We start from the raw sequence: 16,037 nt of genomic DNA, 5'->3' as shown, positions 1-16,037 counted from the left end.
TCTACCATGACCCAGGAAATTCTTTCGTACTTCAGCAAACCGCCCCTTCCCCTCCTACACAGGGCAGTATCTTTTATACTGCCGATAATTTATCCTCTCCCGCCTTTCGTCATTGACCTATATACGCCAAATCTTCGAGTTGCGTGAAAGTGGCAACCACGCGAATCCCTGGAGCTTACTCGGATAAGTGACAGGGATGAGTAAGGACAAATCGGCTTAGCTGACTTGAACGCCGCTTGCGGCGGCTCAGAGATGAACCGAGTATTGCCAATGCGCAAGCAGCTTGAAGTATTACGGGTATAAATAAGAAAAAGTAAGAGCCTGCACATTATGATCTCATCACCCGATGCAACGCCGACACCGGTTCAATCAGCCACGTCAACGCTTGCCGCCTTACGCTCACCCTCGCTGCTGATGCGCGAAGTTTTGGCAGGTACCATCACCGCACTGGCACTTATCCCAGAGGTGATTTCGTTTTCCATCATCGCGGGGGTTGATCCCAAAGTCAGCCTGTTCGCGTCTATCATTTTATGTTTCACCATGTCCTTTCTCGGCGGCAGGCCAGCGATGGTTACGGCGGCGGCGGGTGCCGTGGCGCTGGTTATCGGCCCAATGGTGCACGCGCACGGTGTGGCCTATATTCTGCCCGCCGTGATTATGGCAGGGCTTATTCAGATCCTGTTTGGGCTGGCTGGGTTGGCGAGAATGATGCGCTACATTCCACGCTCGGTAATGATCGGTTTCGTCAATGCATTAGGCATCCTGATTTTCGCCGCGCAGGTGCCGCATATTTATGGGCAATCTTCGCTTGTCTGGCTGCTATTTGCGTTAACAGTAGCGATCGTTTTGCTGCTGCCCTACGTGGTAAAAAACATTCCCGCACCGCTGGTCGCGATTGTGACCGTGACAGCGATTGCCATGTTTACCGGCATCACGGTGCCTAACGTCGGCGATGCTGGCCCCATGCAGCCCGGATTGCCAGGTTTCACCCAGTGGCTGGTGCCGTTCCATCTTGAGACATTGCGCATCATCTGGCCAACCGCACTCAGTATTGCCTTCGTCGGGCTGATGGAATCGCTGTTAACTGCCAAACTGGTAGACGACATCACAGATACACCGTCCAGCAAACGCCGCGAATGCTGGGGACTGGGCGTCGCCAATATCTTCGCCGGATTCTACGGCGGCATCGCCGGATGTGCGATGATCGGACAAACGGTGGTCAACGTGGAGCTAGGGAAAGCACGTACGCGTGTCTCTACCCTCGCCGCCGCACTGGTGCTGTTGCTGCTGGTAACCGGTCTGAGCGAAATCATGGCTAAGATTCCGATGGTGGTGCTGGCAGGGATTATGATGATTGTCGCGCTGAAAACGATGAACTGGCATAGCCTGCACCCCAGCACACTGAAACGTATGCCGTTGTCAGAAACGTTAGTGGTCGTGGTAACGGTGATCGCCACCGTCTCGACGGGAAATCTTGCAATCGGCGTGGCAGGTGGCGTTATCTTTGCCATCCTGTTGTTTGCACGCCGCGTGGCGCACGTCATTCATGCAGAACGTCGCGTGAGCGAAGATGGGCAGTCGGTGCACTACACGGTACGTGGGCCGCTATTCTTCGGCAGCAGCAACGATCTCTTTGAACACTTCCTCTATGCGCAAGACCCGCAGAACGTCACTATCGATCTGACGCACGCCCAAATCTGGGATGCCTCCAGCGTAGCAGCACTCGACGCTATAGAAACCCGCTATCACCGTTACGACGCGAAAGTTTCGATCATAGGACTGGATAACCACAGCAGCAAAATTCACCAGCGCCTTTCAGGGCATCTCTAATCGTGCCAATCCCCTTGGTTACGGCCAAGGGGAAACTGTCGGTATATCTCTCCTGTGGATATGAATAACCGGAATCAAACTAAAGCGTATCGGGCAGATCCTTTATCTTATCTCCTCACTTAAAGGAGGAGAGCATGCCCACAACGCTTATTCCGCGCACGTCAGAGAATCGCCATGTCCGCTGACACATCTGCCACGACGTTCGTGCTGATACACGGTGCCTGGCACGGCGGCTGGTGCTGGGCCCGCGTGACCGAACGGCTTACTGCCACAGGTTTCGCCGCCACTGCACCGACGCTCACAGGGTTAGCGGAACGCCGTGACGAACTATCGCGCGGCATTAATCTGTCTACCCACATTCACGATATTATCGACACGATCCACCAACAGGGTTGGCGCGATGTTACGCTGGTCGGACACAGCTATGGTGGGTTTCCCGCCACGGCTGCCGCATATCAATTGCCGGACGTCGTCAGCCATCTGATCCTGCTGGACGCGTTCTTACCCACATCAGGTGAGAAGCTACTGGATCACGCGCCCGACCTTATCACCACCTACCAGACGCAGGCTACACGTGACCCCGAGTGGCACATTCCCCCGCTTCCATCGCTGCTGTTTGGCGTAAATGAAGCTGACCGCGAGTGGGTCGATACCCGCCTGACGCCGCAGCCGGTAAACACCTACTTTGAACCCATCGCCTTACCGCCCGCGCCCCCAACTCTGAAAAAAACTTACATCCGCTGCACGCGTGCGGCGGGCAACTACCTCACCACCTCGGTACAACGCGCTCAGACTGATCCAAGCTGGCGTTTTCTGACGCTCGACAGCGACCACGACGCCATGATCGATGCACCTGATGCGCTAACCGTTCTGCTGACGTCAACATTGACAACCCGCACGCCTCTGTGATTAGACTCAATGCTAAGCAGGCTAACTTAAGGAAAGCATTGATGAAAATTACCGATGTACGCGTAATTTTAGCGAACCGATATATGTTTGTTGAGGTCACCACCGACGAGGGACTAAAGGGTATTGGCGAATCAGGTGCCTGGGGATTTCTCGATGCGTCTAAAGGTGCAGTGGAGGCATTACGCACTTACCTGATCGGGCAAGATCCGCTGCGTATTGAGCACCACTGGCAATATATGTACCGCTGCTGGCATTTTCGCGGTGCCGCCATCATGGGTGCCATCAGCGCCATTGATATTGCCCTGTGGGACATCGCGGGCAAATATTACGATACACCGGTTTATAATCTGCTGGGAGGCCGCTGCCGCGACAAGGCACGCGTTTATGCCCATGCAGGAGGGCGAACCACCGAAGAAACTATCGCCAACCTGAAAAAGGCCAAAGCTGACGGTTTTACCGCGATTGGTCATCTTACGCCTTTTCTGGATGAATCGCGTGATACGCCCTATTTCACCACTCACGCCAAAGAGATCGGTGAAGCCATCGAGCGTATCGGCCTTTACCGAGAAGCAGTCGGTAACGATGTCGACCTGTGTATTGAAGTCCACCGTCGCCTGAAACCCGCCGATGCCGTGGTGTTCGCTCGCGGCATTGAGCCGTTTTATCCGTATTTTATTGAAGACCCTATCGGCGCGGATAATTTCGACTCTATGGCGGAAGTTGCCGACAAAATCAATATTCCTATCGCCACCGGTGAACGCCTGAATAATCCGCAGGAATTCGCGATGCTGATTCGCCGTAATGCCGTCGCTTATGTTCGCCCTGATGTCTGCATGTGCGGCGGAATTACCGGAGCGAAAAAAGTGGCAGCATTGGCCGAGGCCAACGATTTGATGGTGGTACCGCATAACCCACTTAGCCCCGTCTCAACCGCTGCCTGTTTACAGATCGCCGTCAGCATCCCGAATTTTGCGCTACTGGAATATCCGGGGGATGACCAACCCGCGCTGTCAGAAAAATTTGGTGCGACGGGTGTAGAGAACGGCGTGAGGAAAAAAGACGTCGTGAAGAACACGTTCAAATGCGTAGATGGATTTATGGAGATACCGACGCAATCCGGCATTGGCATTGAGCTAGCGGACGATCTGGAGAACCGTTTCCCCTACCGCCGTCGCGGTCTGAAAACTCGACTGCACGTCGACGGATCCGTCGTCGATCAATAAAGTGAAAGCGTGTCAACAGGTCGTGACGTGTCAATGATAGCGTCACGACCTGTCGTATTTTCCCTAAGCCGAAGGATTTTCCACCTTCCGCCCTTCCCACTGCATCAATAAGCTCAGCGCTGCAGGCAGAGCAAGTAACGTCAGCAGCGTTGCCACCATCAACCCGCCGATAATCGCGTAGGCCATTGGCCCCCAAAACACCTGATGCGCAATCGGGATCATGCCAAGAATCGCCGCCAACGCGGTCAGCACTATCGGACGTGAACGATGGCTGGCCGCATTCACGATCGCCTCCGTGGCAAGTTGTCCATTTTTCACATTCAGATCGACTTCACCAATCAGAATGACCGCATTACGAATAATCATTCCCGCTAGCGCAATCGCGCCTAACAGCGCCACAAACCCCATCGGCGTTCCGGTCGGCAGCATGGCGGCAACGATGCCGATCAGACCAAACGGCGCAGTCAGGAATGCCAGCACCATGCGGGAAATACGCTGTAACTGAATCATTAACAGCACCAACATTACCAACAGCGTAACGGGCAACACCGCATATACAGAGCCATTGCCCTTGTCGGACTCTGCCGCAACACCGCCTTCCGTGATGTGATATCCCGCCGGTAACGAGGCGCGGTAGCGTTCAATTTCCGGCGCCAGTTTTTGAGACAGCGCCGGTGCACGCACACCCGGCGCGACATCCATCTGTACCGTAATGAACGGTTCGCGCTGACGCCGCCAGATAATTGGATCGTCAACACCGTACGACACCGTGGCAATCTGCCCCAGCGGTACCGAGCGACCATCTGCAATCGGAATTTGCAGGTTGGCGATCGTGGCGACGTCTCTGCGTTCCTGCGGCGTACCGCGAACGACCACATCCACCAATCGGTTTTCATCACGCACCGAGGTCAGCGTTGAACCGGAGAATATCGCCGCCAGCATGCTGGCCACATCCTGCGAGCTGATTCCAACCGCGCGAGCTTCGGTCTGATTCAGTACCACGTTCACCGAACGTTCGGGTTCACCCGCCGTCAGATTTACCTCGCGGACATCAGCCCGGTTTCCCACCAGACTGGCAAGCCCCTGAGCAATATCACGGACACGATGAATATCCGGCCCCGCAACTCGGTATTTAAGTGGCCACCCCACTGGCGGCCCCAATTCCAGTGCGGATACACGCGCTACAATATTACTGAAGTCGCGCTCAAGTACCTGATTCAACCGTGTCGCCAGCGCGTCTCGCGCATCCAGACTTTTTGCCACCACCACCAATTGAGCTATATTTTCGTGGCTCAATAGCACATCCATCGGGAGATAAAAACGCACTGCGCCCGACCCAACATAGGTAGAGAAATGGTCAACATCAGGATCGTCTTTCAGCACGGCCTCCAGACGTTTCGCCTGCGTTTCCGTCGCGGCCTGTGATGCATTCGAGGGCAACGTCAGGCTGACCAGCAGTTCCGGCCTATCCGACGCGGGAAAGAATTCCCCCTCTAATCGGGTTGCGCCGAACAAGGCGACAACCAGCAGGAGCACGGCAATGATTAACGTCATTCCCCGATTAACCAACGCCCGTTGCAGCCACTGACGATAAATGCGGCCCACTCGCCCCGGTTCGTTGTGATGGTGACGAAACGTTTTTGGCAACAGCCAGACACCGAGCAGCGGGGAAAAAAGAATCGCGACGATCCAGGAACTCAACAAGGCAATAAGGACAACGACAAAGAGCGAAAAGCAGTATTCACCCGCGCTGGATGCGGCAAACCCGACGGGAATAAATCCGGCAATCATCACCAGCGTCCCCGTCAGCATGGGAAAAGCCGTGCTTTCATACGCCCAAGCCGCCGCTCGTTTACGATCCCACCCTTCTTCCAGCTTCGACACCATGGCTTCTACCGTAATCATGGCATCATCTACCAGCAGCCCCAGCGAAATAATCAGCGCCCCGAGCGAGATACGCTGTAAGCCAATGCCGGTTATCTCCATGCCAATAAAGGTCATCGCCAGCACAATAGGGATGGATGCAGCAACGACCAGCCCAGCTCGGCTGCCGAGAGAGACGAACGACACCGCCAACACGATGGCAACGGCCTCCAGCAATACTTTGATAAAGCCGCCGACCGCGCCTTTAACCACCTCGGCCTGATCGGCCACACGCGTCATTTCTATCCCATGCGGTAGCTGGGCAGAAAGCGTGTTCATTTTTTCGCGAATAGCCTGACCAAAATTGAGCATGTTGCCAGTAGGCGCCATAGAAATAGCAAGCCCAATGGCTTTCTCGCCATTTACTCGGAACGTCGGCGACGGCGGTTCCGCTATTTCACGGCTAATGGTGGCGATATCGGTAAGCGGAACAAATTTCCCGCCGATGCGTAAGGTGATCTGGCGCAGACTCTCTTCAGAAGTAAATGCTCCGCTGACACGCACGGCGATCTTCTCATCCTCAGTACGGATAATTCCGGCTGGCGTGACCGCATTCTGCGCCTTAAGTGAATCAATAACCTGCTGCGAATCGATCCCTAATCCGGCCAGCCGACGGGGAGAAAATGTTACTACGATCTGTTCCTCTTCCACCCCCAGCATGTCGACTTTACCGACATCCGGCACGCTCAGTAACGCAGAGCGAATATCCTCGACGCGATCGCGCAGTTCCCGCGGTGAGAACCCATCAGCAGTGAAGCCATAAATCGTGCCGAACGTATCATCAAACTCGTCATTAACGGCGGGCGGGCTGACGCCATCGGGGAGAGAACTGGAAATATCCGTCATCTTCTTACGCACCGTATACCAGATATTCGGCACGGCAGAAGGCGGCGTATCATCGCGCAGGTTAACGAAAACCACCGCTTCCCCGGCGCGGGTGTAGCTCTCGACATAATCGAGATACGGCGTTTCCTGTAATTTTTTCTCCAGTTTATCGGTGACGAAATTGACTGTATCGTTCACCGTCGCCCCCGGCCAAGCGGCAGACACCACGGCAGATTTGATGGTAAACGCCGGATCCTCGTTGCGGGGCAAGCGCTGGTAGCTCATCACCCCTGCCGCCATAATCACCAGCATCATAAACGCGACCACCTGCTGATGTGCCAGTGCCCAGGCGGAGAGATTGAAGCGAGTAGAGGTAGAAGGTTGAGATTCACGAGACATCAGCGACGCTCCTCATCACTTAGCCGAATTTTTTCATCCGGCCGTAGCTTACTGACGCCAGCGGTTACTACGCGGTCACCCTGCTTCAGTCCATCGGTGATGTAGACCGCCGTGTCGCTGTAGCGTGCGACGGTAACGGGCTGCAAACGCACCGTCTGGGTATCGGAATTCACAACATAGACAGCGGGTTGATCTCCCTGACGGGTGAGTGCAGACGCGGGCAGTTCGATAACAGCTGTGTCGGACTGCTGTATTGCGCCATTTACGCTGGCACCCAGTACCATCGCAGCCGGTGGCGAGGTTAACATCACACGAACCCGAAACGTTCGCGTGACCGTATCGGCCTGCGGACTGATGTCACGCACGCGCCCTTGTGCCTGAATAGCCGGATCGGATAGCAGCGATACAAGAATAGTGCGCGAGGGAAGCGACTGATTGACCAGACGTTCTGGCACATCAAACACCGCATCGCGCCCATCGAGCGAAGCCAGCCTGACGACCTCCTGTCCGGCACTGACCACCTGACCGGGATTCGCACTGACCGTTGTTATCACACCATCCTGTGCGGATGTGAGTTGCGTATAGCCGAGGCGCTCCTGTGCTCCTTTGACGGTTGTCTGTGCGCTTTCGCGCCGGGAAACGGCGGCATCCCAATTTGCCTGCGCTTCATCAAGCTGTACCCGCGCAATGGCTCCGCCCGGCGCTAACGCCTTCATACGGGAGAAATTGCTTTTCGCCAGCCGTTCCGCCGAGGCTGCACTGGCTAAATCTGCCTGTGCGCTGCGCAGCTGATTTTCGCTGTCGCGAGCATCAAGCGTCGCAATCACATCACCACGCTTCACGGAAGCCCCCACATCCACCAGACGATTAAGGATGCGGCCATCCAGCCGGAAACCTAATGCCGTTTCTTCATGCGGGCGAATCTCCCCCGTCAACGTCACGGGTTCGCGGCTCATCGCTGGCATGACGACCAACGTTTTTACTGGCCTCACGGGCGGTGACGCAGGCGAATCATCGGTACTGTCACAGCCGCTAAGCAATAGGGCCGACAGCAGACAAAAGGCAAAACGGCTGACCATCATCACATCCTCTCACTCATCAAACACCATCAGAACGAATACAGAACAGCCAGCGTTGCGCCAGTATCATTCCGTCGTTCCACAACCTGACTATCCGCCACTTTATCAGTAAGCCACGTAGAGGTAACCCCGACGTTGGTTGACCATACTGGGCTAAATTGATGCGTCCAGTTCGCGCCCAGCGCATAACCATAGACGCCTTTACCAGCATGATAGGCCGCCAACCCAGAACGACTGCTCTGCTGCTGCGTCACGCCATAGTAGGTTTGATTAAAACGAGCATCACCCATCAACACGTCTGCCGACAGCGCCAGCACGTCGTCTTTTGTCGCGGACTGCCACACCGTGCTCTTTGCCCCGACGCGATACTGATTTCCCCTTTCTCTCTCACTCAGCGCAAACTCACCGCTCGCTTCCAGCGCCAGCCAAGGTGCAAACTGATACCCCGCCGTTACGGTGGTAATCACCGATCCCTTAATTTTCCCCATCCCTTTCAAACGGTTCGAACCCGCACGCCAATTGCTGTTTTTGTCATCCCTTCCCATGTCGTAGCCAATCGCATGGTCGAGATAAAAACCAGAAGGAGACTGGTATTGCCAGCCAATACCGTGCGAGGAGTCGAAATAGAGCGCTCCACGCTGAACCGTTAGCACAGGCAGCGCGGTGGTCTGACGATCTTTACTCCCCCTGTAACGCGGCGCATTCTGGGCCGCAACGCCAACGATAACATCCGTGTGGTCACCCAAAAACGAAGGCGGTGATGCTTCCGACTCCGCGGCGAATGCTGTGCCAGATAGCACGATAGCGGACAAACTGGTAGATAAAATCATTGTTGTTATGTTCATACATCCCCTCTTTAACGCGGTAATCTTGCACCGTGGTGCTTCCCCGGCGGGTGCAATGCTAATTGGTGTTGGCTTTTCAGCACCGTGACGAATTATGCTGACGCTTGGTCAAGAAATGCTTTGTGGTTTTTTAAGATTTCATCAAGAGGTCGTCGATGGCAGAAAAACGGGTGTTGGTTATTGAAGACGATATGGATGCAGCCAGCGTGCTTGAAGCTTATCTGCGGCGTGATGGCTATCAGGTTTCTATTGCATCTGATGGACAAAAGGGTCTGCACATGGCGTTGACCAGTAAACCCGATTTGATTTTGCTGGACGTGATGCTGCCGAAAATGAATGGTTCTGAGGTGCTGTCCGCCCTGCGACAGCGCAGTAATATTCCCGTGATTATGGTCACCGCCATCGGAGATGAGCCGGAAAGGATCGGCGCGCTGCGTTACGGCGCGGATGATTATGTCGTCAAACCCTATAACCCACAGGAAGTGGTAGCGCGAGTGCAGGCCGTGCTACGGCGGACTGGCTATGCCATCCGGGAAGATGCGATCCTGACATTCGAAAATTTATCGGTTGATCCGACCTCCGTGACGGCAAGCATTGCGCTATCACCGTCCGAATCTGTCGTTCTCGATCTGACACCTACCGAATTCAACATTCTGGTGACGCTGCTCAAAGCACCAAATCGTGCCTTCACTCGCGGTGAACTGCTGGAAGCCTGCCTGCCGGAAAGTGATGCGCTGGAGCGCGTGGTGGATACCCACGTCCATAACCTCAGGAAGAAACTCAACCAGTACGACATCATTAATGTGCTCGTTACCGTCCGTTCTGTCGGCTATCGATTCCGGTGAATCTGATGAAAAAATCGATCTTTCTGTCAGAAAAAATGTCGCTATGGCGCTGGCTGTGCTTTCGTATTATTTCTCTGCTGCTCGCCACCCTGCTCATCATTGCCACGCTAATGTGGCTGCGCTTCGCCATCAACAATGTCTACGTCGAACAGCAAATGCCAGACGAGGTACGGGCTGAGTTTCAACAGTTAAGTGAACAGAAAGATTACGGTAATCCTCGCTACCAACACATTATCAATCAGTATTATGGCTCGGATTTCTTTGTGCCGAATATTGCCAGCACCGACTGGCTGGTGCTCGCGATCATGGTCATGATCGCCTTACCAACCGTGGTTGTCATCGTGCTGTGGCGGGCGCGACCGCTATCGCAGCAATTTTCCAATATCGCCAGCGCCGCACGCGACGTTGCTAAAGGAAAGTTCGAGACTCGCACGCAACTGGTCGAGCAGGTACCGATGGAGCTGATTACGCTGGCGGACGACTTTAATAATATGACCGAACAGCTAGAGCGCTACGAACGGGAATTGCGCGAATCCAGCGCCGCGTTGGCCCATGAACTGCGTACACCGTTAAACGCGGCAATGGGGCGCGTTCAGGGCATGCTTGATGACGTCTTTCCACGCGATAAATCACAGCTGACGATGGTTATCAAACAGCTTGAACAGCTCAATCACGTGATTCAGGATCTGCATTTCCTTTCACTCGCCAGAGCCGGACAGTTGCAGTTGGTCAAAACGCCGCTTTATTTCGACGAGATCGTCACTGAGCGGCTTACCTGGTATCGACCTCAGCTAGAGCAGGCCGGGTTTCAGACACATGTGCATATCGAACAGCATGACTTTTGTATTGCCGACCGAGAACGATTGGGACAGGTGTTCTCTATTCTGATCGAGAACGCCTTAAGTTACGCCAGCGATGGCCGCTATCTGGCAATTGAGGTGCGTGAAATGACCGTTCGTGAAATGACGGTACGAGAAAACGTGCCGTGCTGGCAGATTACGGTTTCTGACCACGGGCCAGGGATTGAGGCAGAATCGCTTCCCCTGCTTTTCGACCGCTTCTGGCGGGCAGAACATTCACGCGCAAGACACTCCGGCGGCAGCGGTCTTGGGCTGTCTATCGCCTCAGCCATTATCACTGCCCATGGTGGCGCTATTTATGCAGAACGCGGCAATAACGGCGGGCTTGCCATCGTGATGACACTGCCACACAGCGTCTGACGTAGCAGCGTGCCGCTGGTCAATAAACAATAACGGAAAAGCATAGCGAAATTATTGCTATGCCCTTTCTCAGGTAAAAAACCGGAAAATCATGGCGATATTCATTCGCCAAATGATGAGACAAACGCAGCCACCCCAGACTCCATGCCCTACAGCGAAGAAGACCGCGGTTCAACACGGCTTTTCTCCTGAACAATACTTATATTTATCTGGAATGAGATAAGGCTAAAAAGACTAATTTCGCTATAAGTATTTCGCTACTCTGCATGAGCGAAATATATCGCCTCGATTAAAACTCAATCATCAGGGTAATTATAATGAAACGTTCTCTTCACCAGGTATTCATGGCGATGACGCTGGTTAGCGCCTCCTTTTTCAGTCAGGCTGCGGAAACACAGCCATCAACGTGGCAACACATCAAACAGACCGGTGAATTACGCATCGGCGTAGCACAGGGTGAGCCTTGGTATTTTAAAAATCCCTCGACCGGAGAATGGGACGGCATCGGCTATAACATCGGCAAAGAGTTAGCCAACGATCTTGGTGTGAAATTGGTGACGGTAGAAACCACTTGGGGTAATGCCATTGCCGCCTTACAAACGGGTCAGATCGATACCATGCTGGTGCTCGACCCAACGGAAGAGCGGAAAAAAGCGGTCGATTTTCCTGAGCAGCCTTTCTTTTGGTATGCACAAGGGGTATTGATTCGCGACGGCATTGCCGTCACCAACTGGGACGATCTCAATCGTGAAGATGTTAAGATCGGCGTCACACTAGGCTCCAGCCCGGATCTGATTCTGACCAAACGTCTGCCCAAGGCACAGCTGGTACGCTTCCCGAATATGGATGAGGGCGTAGCCGCATTTTATGCTGGTCGTGTCGATGCGCTGTCATACTTCCATCCGGCTCTGGCACTGCAACAAGCTAAAGTCGGCAAAGGCAATTTGATTCTGCCGAAGCCGATTATTGAGGTCAGCACCAGCGGCGCAATCCGTAAAGAAGCCGACCAGACCTTCCACAACTTCCTGAATGACGAGTTTGCCAAGCTGTATAAGTCCGGTAAGACGCAGCACTACTATGAACAGGCGCTCAAACTGCGCGGCGTGGACGTGAGTAAAGTACCGTCAGTCATTAAAGAAGACTGGAAATAAATCAGGATCGGATAACAGAACTGTCCTGAACGGATTCAGGACACCGACACCAGCGACGTAACCAGTGCGGCCACATCCTTGCATTTATCAAGCTCAGATAGCGCCGCCATCACCTGCGCAATATCAGCAGGAGCACGCCGTGACGATAGATTTTCCGCACATTTCTCCATAATGCGACTTTCCGTCAGCGGGTGTTCCGCACAGCCTAGCGGAAAGGCAATGCGTTCACCTACCACAACGTTTCCTCGCGTGACGACGTCAACCTGCAATACCGGACGGCGCGCCTGCGCCATAAGCTGATCAAGCTCGGGGGACACCTCAACGTGAACCTTATCGGCCAGCACCAGAAGTGCAGAATTGGTTAACGTATCGTCCGTACTCCAGCGATGGCGCGGAATGCGGTAGGCAAGACAGGCCAGCGCAAACGGTAGGCTGAACTGCGCATCCGTTTCATTTTGTGGCCGTCTATCCATAAAGTCAGCGGCCAACCTCTGGCTACCTTTGACCCGAATAACGTCGATGTCCTGCGGCGCTAACGCCAGCTCGTGCTGGACGCGTTCGAAAGATTCCAGTGCAGTATGTATCCAGCGACAGGCCGGATACGCTTTGAAGCTGGCGTGCTGGAGCGCCCACTGCTCTCCCAACCCGGCCAACAAGATTGTCTCATCAAAACGATCGGATCCCATCATGCGCCAGAATCCCTGCTCGCCTGATAGCACATCTCTTGGACCGATAATCCCGCCGAGGTGCAGCTCGACACCACGGACGCCTGCTTCTGCGGCTGCCGCGTTGTAATCCTTAAAGGAAACCAGCGGTCGCTGCTGCCAGTTGTATTTATGCAAGCTGGGCAATGGCGTCAATGATGCCGCCAAGCCGATAGCATTCTCTAATCCTTCAGCATCACACCCCACCAGTAATCCGTAGGCCACCGCCGCACCCACCGATTCGTGCTGGCACACGCCATAAACCTGCTGAAAACGCGCCGGGCTCGGTTGCTGAGATTGGATGATCCGGCCATTGATTTCATACGCCGCGGCCAGCGCACAGATTAACGTCTCGCCGTCGATCGGACGCGATCCCAGCGCCGCCAGCGCGGCGGCAACCAGCGAGGCACCGGGATGCCCCATGCCGCGTCCGGCAACTTCATATCCGTCATCGTAATCCAGCGCATTGATCGCTGTTGCATTCAAAAACGCCGCGCCAATAGCCGCCAGCGGCGCGCTGCCATCCAATATTGGTCTATCGCCCGTAGCATAGTGCAGGCGGGTGACGCGTGCGCAATCCTGCACCACCTGACTCTTTGCACCTGCAATACCACAACCCAGGCTATCGATAAAATGCAGCGCGATTTTTCTTCTTAATGCGACAGGAATGTCCTGAATCGTCAATCGACACGCAAAGGTCGCCAGACGCAACGTTAGAGGTAATGCAGCAAGGTGAGACATCGGCATACCGCCATTCTTTTATAAAAAAAAGGAATATTAACACCACGTTTTATTATTTATTTATCATTTTTTCGACCTGCTAAGATGCATAGGTTCTAACAAAATAAGAAATCTGTTTCCTAATGACGTTGTTTCCAGGGGCGCTTTATTTATGTCGTATCAGTGGGATTTTTCCGCCATCTGGCCTTACCACCAGTTGCTGTTGGAGGGGCTATGGGGAACGATAAAGATCGGTGCCACCAGCATCCTGATCGGGATGCTGGCAGGCATGGTGCTCGCCGCGATGAAAATGTCGCCTCGGTTGTTATTGCGCCTACCCGCCGTGATGTTGATTGGCTTCTATCGTAATACACCCGCGATTGTGCATTTTTTCTGGATTTACTACGCCCTGCCCGTTATTACGCCCTTAACATTTTCGCCGTTCACTGCAGCCGTCATCGCACTGTCAGCACAATCCGGTGCCTTCTATGCCGAAGTCTACCGTGGGGCGATTTCCTCTATTCACCCAGGGCAATGGGAAGGGGCAAAAGCGCTGGGTATGCCACAATCGACAGCATTGCGCCGAGTCATTCTGCCGCAGGCCTTGCGCAGGATGATCCCGCCTTTTATTGAGCGTTCGTTTGAACTCATCAAATCCACATCGCTGGCTTCCTCACTGGCCTATAGCGAACTGCTTTATCAGGCGATGCAGCTAAATAGCCAAACCTACCGACCACTTGAGGTCTACAGCCTAGTCGCCGTGATGTATTTCACCCTGCTGCTGCTAATTAGTCTGTTCAGTCAACACATTGAGAAACGGCTGTCGCTGGCAGACCGTCGGCTCACGTAAGGAACATCATGCACTATCAATGGGATTTCTCACTGGTCTGGGACAACATTCCGCTGTTGCTGAAAGGCCTTGGCGTTACGCTCGAACTATGGCTGTTGGCGGGTGTGCTGGGAACCGTGCTGGGGTTGATTTTTGGCATTCTGCGCGTGTTTGGAAAGCGTTGGCTGTCATTACCCGCCAGACTCTTTGTCGAAATATTCCGTAATACTCCTGTCCTGATCCAACTGATCTGGTTTTATTACGCCTTCCCGGTTCTGGTCGGTGTGCAGTTTAGTACCTTTGCCGCTGCGGCGCTGGCTCTGACGCTGTATAGCGCCGCGTACTGTACCGAAATTTTCCGTGCCGGACTGCAATCCATCGACCACGGACAGTGGGAAGGCGCAAAAGCGTTGGGCATGCAGCACACGGTGATCCTGCGGCGCGTAGTTTTACCCCAGGTATTACGCAATATGCTGCCAGCCTTGACCAACCGGATGATCGAGCTGGCCAAGGTCACCTCGCTGGCCTCCATACTGGCCGTCAACGAACTGATGTATCAAGGGCGGCTGCTGAGCAGCACCTATTATCGTCCACTGGAAATCCTGACGGTGGTCGCACTGCTCTATTTCGTTTTGATCTGGCCGGGGAGCTACCTTGCCGCACGACTTGAACGCCGTTTCCGTTCAACCCCTTAGCCTGACAGCGACACAGGTTTTTTATGAGTGAAGATACTACTTTGAATCAAAATAGCATTTTGCGTATTCGCGGACTCCAAAAGCGCTTCGGTGCCGTTGAGGTACTAAAAGGTATCGATCTGGATGTCCGCCGAGGTGAAAAAATTGCCATCATCGGCGGCAGCGGGTCGGGGAAAAGTACCCTACTGCGCTGCCTGAATTTCATGGAAATTCCCAGCGCGGGCACCATCGAACTGGATGGTGTGGTTTTGGGAAAAACAGATGCCAAAGGCCAGCGCGGCTACCCGGAGAAACAGCTTTGCGCCGTGCGAGAACGCGTAGGAATGGTGTTTCAGCAATTCAATCTGTTTCCCCATCTCACCGTGCTGGAAAATGTGCGTGAAGCGCTGGTATCGGTGAAAAAAATGCCGCGACATGAGGCGGATATCATCGCCAAAGCCCAGTTGGAAAAGGTTGGGCTAAGCAATAAGCAAGACGCTCGCCCCAGCAGCCTGTCCGGCGGCCAGCAACAGCGGGTGGCGATAGCCCGTGCGCTGGCAATGTCGCCAGAAATTATGCTGTTCGATGAGCCGACATCGTCACTGGATCCAGAACTGGTGGGCGAAGTGCTGCACACCATTCGAGCGTTAGCGGACGAAGGTCGTACCCTTCTGTTAGTTACCCATGAGCTGGGGTTTGCCTATCACTTCGCCGACCGCGTCGTGTTTATCGAAAATGGCGTGATTCATGAAATGGGCAGCGCCGAACAGGTGCTCAAAAATCCGCAACAGCCGCGTACACAGGCTTTTCTTGCCCGTTTTGCCGAGCGGGCCTTTTAATTCATCATTCACATTCAGGAAC

The 16,037-nt window shown here is 54.2% G+C and carries 13 protein-coding genes; 9 read left to right on the top strand and 4 right to left on the bottom strand.

The window, feature by feature from the left end; translation table 11 throughout:
* Positions 1-330 precede the first annotated feature (330 nt).
* The 3 genes from CLR69_RS01975 to CLR69_RS01965 all read left to right on the top strand — a co-directional run bounded on the left by CLR69_RS01975 (position 331) and on the right by CLR69_RS01965 (position 3,962).
* On the top strand, positions 331-1,830 hold the full coding sequence (locus CLR69_RS01975) for a SulP family inorganic anion transporter (RefSeq protein WP_129711779.1): 1,500 nt from the start codon (positions 331-333) through the stop codon (positions 1,828-1,830).
* 174 nt (positions 1,831-2,004) lie between these two features.
* Positions 2,005-2,739, top strand: a complete 735-nt coding sequence (locus tag CLR69_RS01970) for an alpha/beta hydrolase (RefSeq protein WP_129705656.1) — start codon at positions 2,005-2,007, stop codon at positions 2,737-2,739.
* A 41-nt stretch (positions 2,740-2,780) separates the two neighbouring features.
* The gene (locus CLR69_RS01965; RefSeq protein ID WP_129705654.1) at positions 2,781-3,962 is read left to right on the top strand and encodes a mandelate racemase/muconate lactonizing enzyme family protein; all 1,182 of its coding nucleotides are present in this window, start codon (positions 2,781-2,783) and stop codon (positions 3,960-3,962) included.
* Positions 3,963-4,025: 63 nt separating this feature from the next.
* On the opposite strand, the gene CLR69_RS01960 is transcribed toward CLR69_RS01965, so the two are convergent.
* From CLR69_RS01960 to CLR69_RS01950, 3 genes are read right to left on the bottom strand one after another with little or no spacing between them, the layout of a single operon-like run.
* Complete coding sequence (locus tag CLR69_RS01960; protein WP_129711780.1) at positions 4,026-7,109, bottom strand: efflux RND transporter permease subunit; 3,084 nt, start codon at positions 7,107-7,109, stop codon at positions 4,026-4,028.
* Entirely contained in the window at positions 7,109-8,191 is a 1,083-nt protein-coding gene (locus CLR69_RS01955) for an efflux RND transporter periplasmic adaptor subunit (RefSeq protein ID WP_129705650.1), read from the bottom strand. The genes CLR69_RS01960 and CLR69_RS01955 overlap by 1 nt, the downstream gene beginning before the upstream one ends.
* 26 nt (positions 8,192-8,217) lie before the next feature.
* Complete coding sequence (locus tag CLR69_RS01950; protein ID WP_129705648.1) at positions 8,218-9,033, bottom strand: MipA/OmpV family protein; 816 nt, start codon at positions 9,031-9,033, stop codon at positions 8,218-8,220.
* 155 nt (positions 9,034-9,188) lie between these two features.
* On the opposite strand from CLR69_RS01950, the gene CLR69_RS01945 reads away from it, so the two are divergent.
* The 3 genes from CLR69_RS01945 (at position 9,189) to CLR69_RS01935 (ending at position 12,249) form a co-directional block, all read left to right on the top strand.
* Positions 9,189-9,878, top strand: coding sequence for a response regulator (locus CLR69_RS01945; protein ID WP_039292677.1), 690 nt, complete (start codon positions 9,189-9,191; stop codon positions 9,876-9,878).
* A 5-nt stretch (positions 9,879-9,883) separates the two neighbouring features.
* Positions 9,884-11,098 (top strand): sensor histidine kinase, encoded by a 1,215-nt coding sequence (locus CLR69_RS01940; RefSeq protein ID WP_129711781.1) that lies wholly within the window; start codon positions 9,884-9,886, stop codon positions 11,096-11,098.
* A gap of 317 nt (positions 11,099-11,415) precedes the next feature.
* Positions 11,416-12,249 carry a transporter substrate-binding domain-containing protein gene (locus tag CLR69_RS01935; RefSeq protein WP_039298539.1) on the top strand — a complete coding sequence of 278 codons (834 nt, stop codon included), beginning with the start codon at positions 11,416-11,418 and terminating at the stop codon, positions 12,247-12,249.
* A gap of 35 nt (positions 12,250-12,284) precedes the next feature.
* On the opposite strand, the gene CLR69_RS01930 is transcribed toward CLR69_RS01935, so the two are convergent.
* Positions 12,285-13,694 (bottom strand): MmgE/PrpD family protein, encoded by a 1,410-nt coding sequence (locus tag CLR69_RS01930; RefSeq protein ID WP_129712049.1) that lies wholly within the window; start codon positions 13,692-13,694, stop codon positions 12,285-12,287.
* 151 nt (positions 13,695-13,845) lie between these two features.
* Between CLR69_RS01930 and CLR69_RS01925 the strand changes: the two genes are divergently transcribed.
* Genes CLR69_RS01925 through CLR69_RS01915 form a run of 3 tightly spaced genes read left to right on the top strand, consistent with a single transcriptional unit; the run spans position 13,846 to position 16,015 of the window.
* Positions 13,846-14,523 carry an amino acid ABC transporter permease gene (locus CLR69_RS01925; RefSeq protein ID WP_129711782.1) on the top strand — a complete coding sequence of 226 codons (678 nt, stop codon included), beginning with the start codon at positions 13,846-13,848 and terminating at the stop codon, positions 14,521-14,523.
* A gap of 8 nt (positions 14,524-14,531) precedes the next feature.
* Complete coding sequence (locus CLR69_RS01920) at positions 14,532-15,197, top strand: amino acid ABC transporter permease (protein WP_129711783.1); 666 nt, start codon at positions 14,532-14,534, stop codon at positions 15,195-15,197.
* A gap of 23 nt (positions 15,198-15,220) precedes the next feature.
* Complete coding sequence (locus tag CLR69_RS01915) at positions 15,221-16,015, top strand: amino acid ABC transporter ATP-binding protein (RefSeq protein WP_129705640.1); 795 nt, start codon at positions 15,221-15,223, stop codon at positions 16,013-16,015.
* The last annotated feature ends 22 nt before the right edge of the window (positions 16,016-16,037 follow it).

Source organism: Pectobacterium zantedeschiae (assembly GCF_004137795.1).
GTDB lineage: Bacteria > Pseudomonadota > Gammaproteobacteria > Enterobacterales > Enterobacteriaceae > Pectobacterium > Pectobacterium zantedeschiae.
Note: the sequence above shows the minus strand (reverse complement) of the source record. Positions and strands in the feature narration are given on the sequence as shown.

Excerpts from the sequence above, each read along its gene's own strand:
- CLR69_RS01975 (WP_129711779.1), top strand. The coding sequence starts at position 331 with ATGATCTCATCACCCGATGCAACGCCGACACCGGTTCAATCAGCCACG.
- CLR69_RS01960 (WP_129711780.1), bottom strand. The coding sequence starts at position 7,109 with ATGTCTCGTGAATCTCAACCTTCTACCTCTACTCGCTTCAATCTCTCC.
- CLR69_RS01915 (WP_129705640.1), top strand. The coding sequence starts at position 15,221 with ATGAGTGAAGATACTACTTTGAATCAAAATAGCATTTTGCGTATTCGC.
- CLR69_RS01955 (WP_129705650.1), bottom strand. The coding sequence starts at position 8,191 with ATGATGGTCAGCCGTTTTGCCTTTTGTCTGCTGTCGGCCCTATTGCTT.
- CLR69_RS01965 (WP_129705654.1), top strand. The coding sequence starts at position 2,781 with ATGAAAATTACCGATGTACGCGTAATTTTAGCGAACCGATATATGTTT.
- CLR69_RS01970 (WP_129705656.1), top strand. The coding sequence starts at position 2,005 with ATGTCCGCTGACACATCTGCCACGACGTTCGTGCTGATACACGGTGCC.
- CLR69_RS01935 (WP_039298539.1), top strand. The coding sequence starts at position 11,416 with ATGAAACGTTCTCTTCACCAGGTATTCATGGCGATGACGCTGGTTAGC.
- CLR69_RS01930 (WP_129712049.1), bottom strand. The coding sequence starts at position 13,694 with ATGTCTCACCTTGCTGCATTACCTCTAACGTTGCGTCTGGCGACCTTT.
- CLR69_RS01940 (WP_129711781.1), top strand. The coding sequence starts at position 9,884 with ATGAAAAAATCGATCTTTCTGTCAGAAAAAATGTCGCTATGGCGCTGG.
- CLR69_RS01945 (WP_039292677.1), top strand. The coding sequence starts at position 9,189 with ATGGCAGAAAAACGGGTGTTGGTTATTGAAGACGATATGGATGCAGCC.
- CLR69_RS01925 (WP_129711782.1), top strand. The coding sequence starts at position 13,846 with ATGTCGTATCAGTGGGATTTTTCCGCCATCTGGCCTTACCACCAGTTG.
- CLR69_RS01920 (WP_129711783.1), top strand. The coding sequence starts at position 14,532 with ATGCACTATCAATGGGATTTCTCACTGGTCTGGGACAACATTCCGCTG.
- CLR69_RS01950 (WP_129705648.1), bottom strand. The coding sequence starts at position 9,033 with ATGAACATAACAACAATGATTTTATCTACCAGTTTGTCCGCTATCGTG.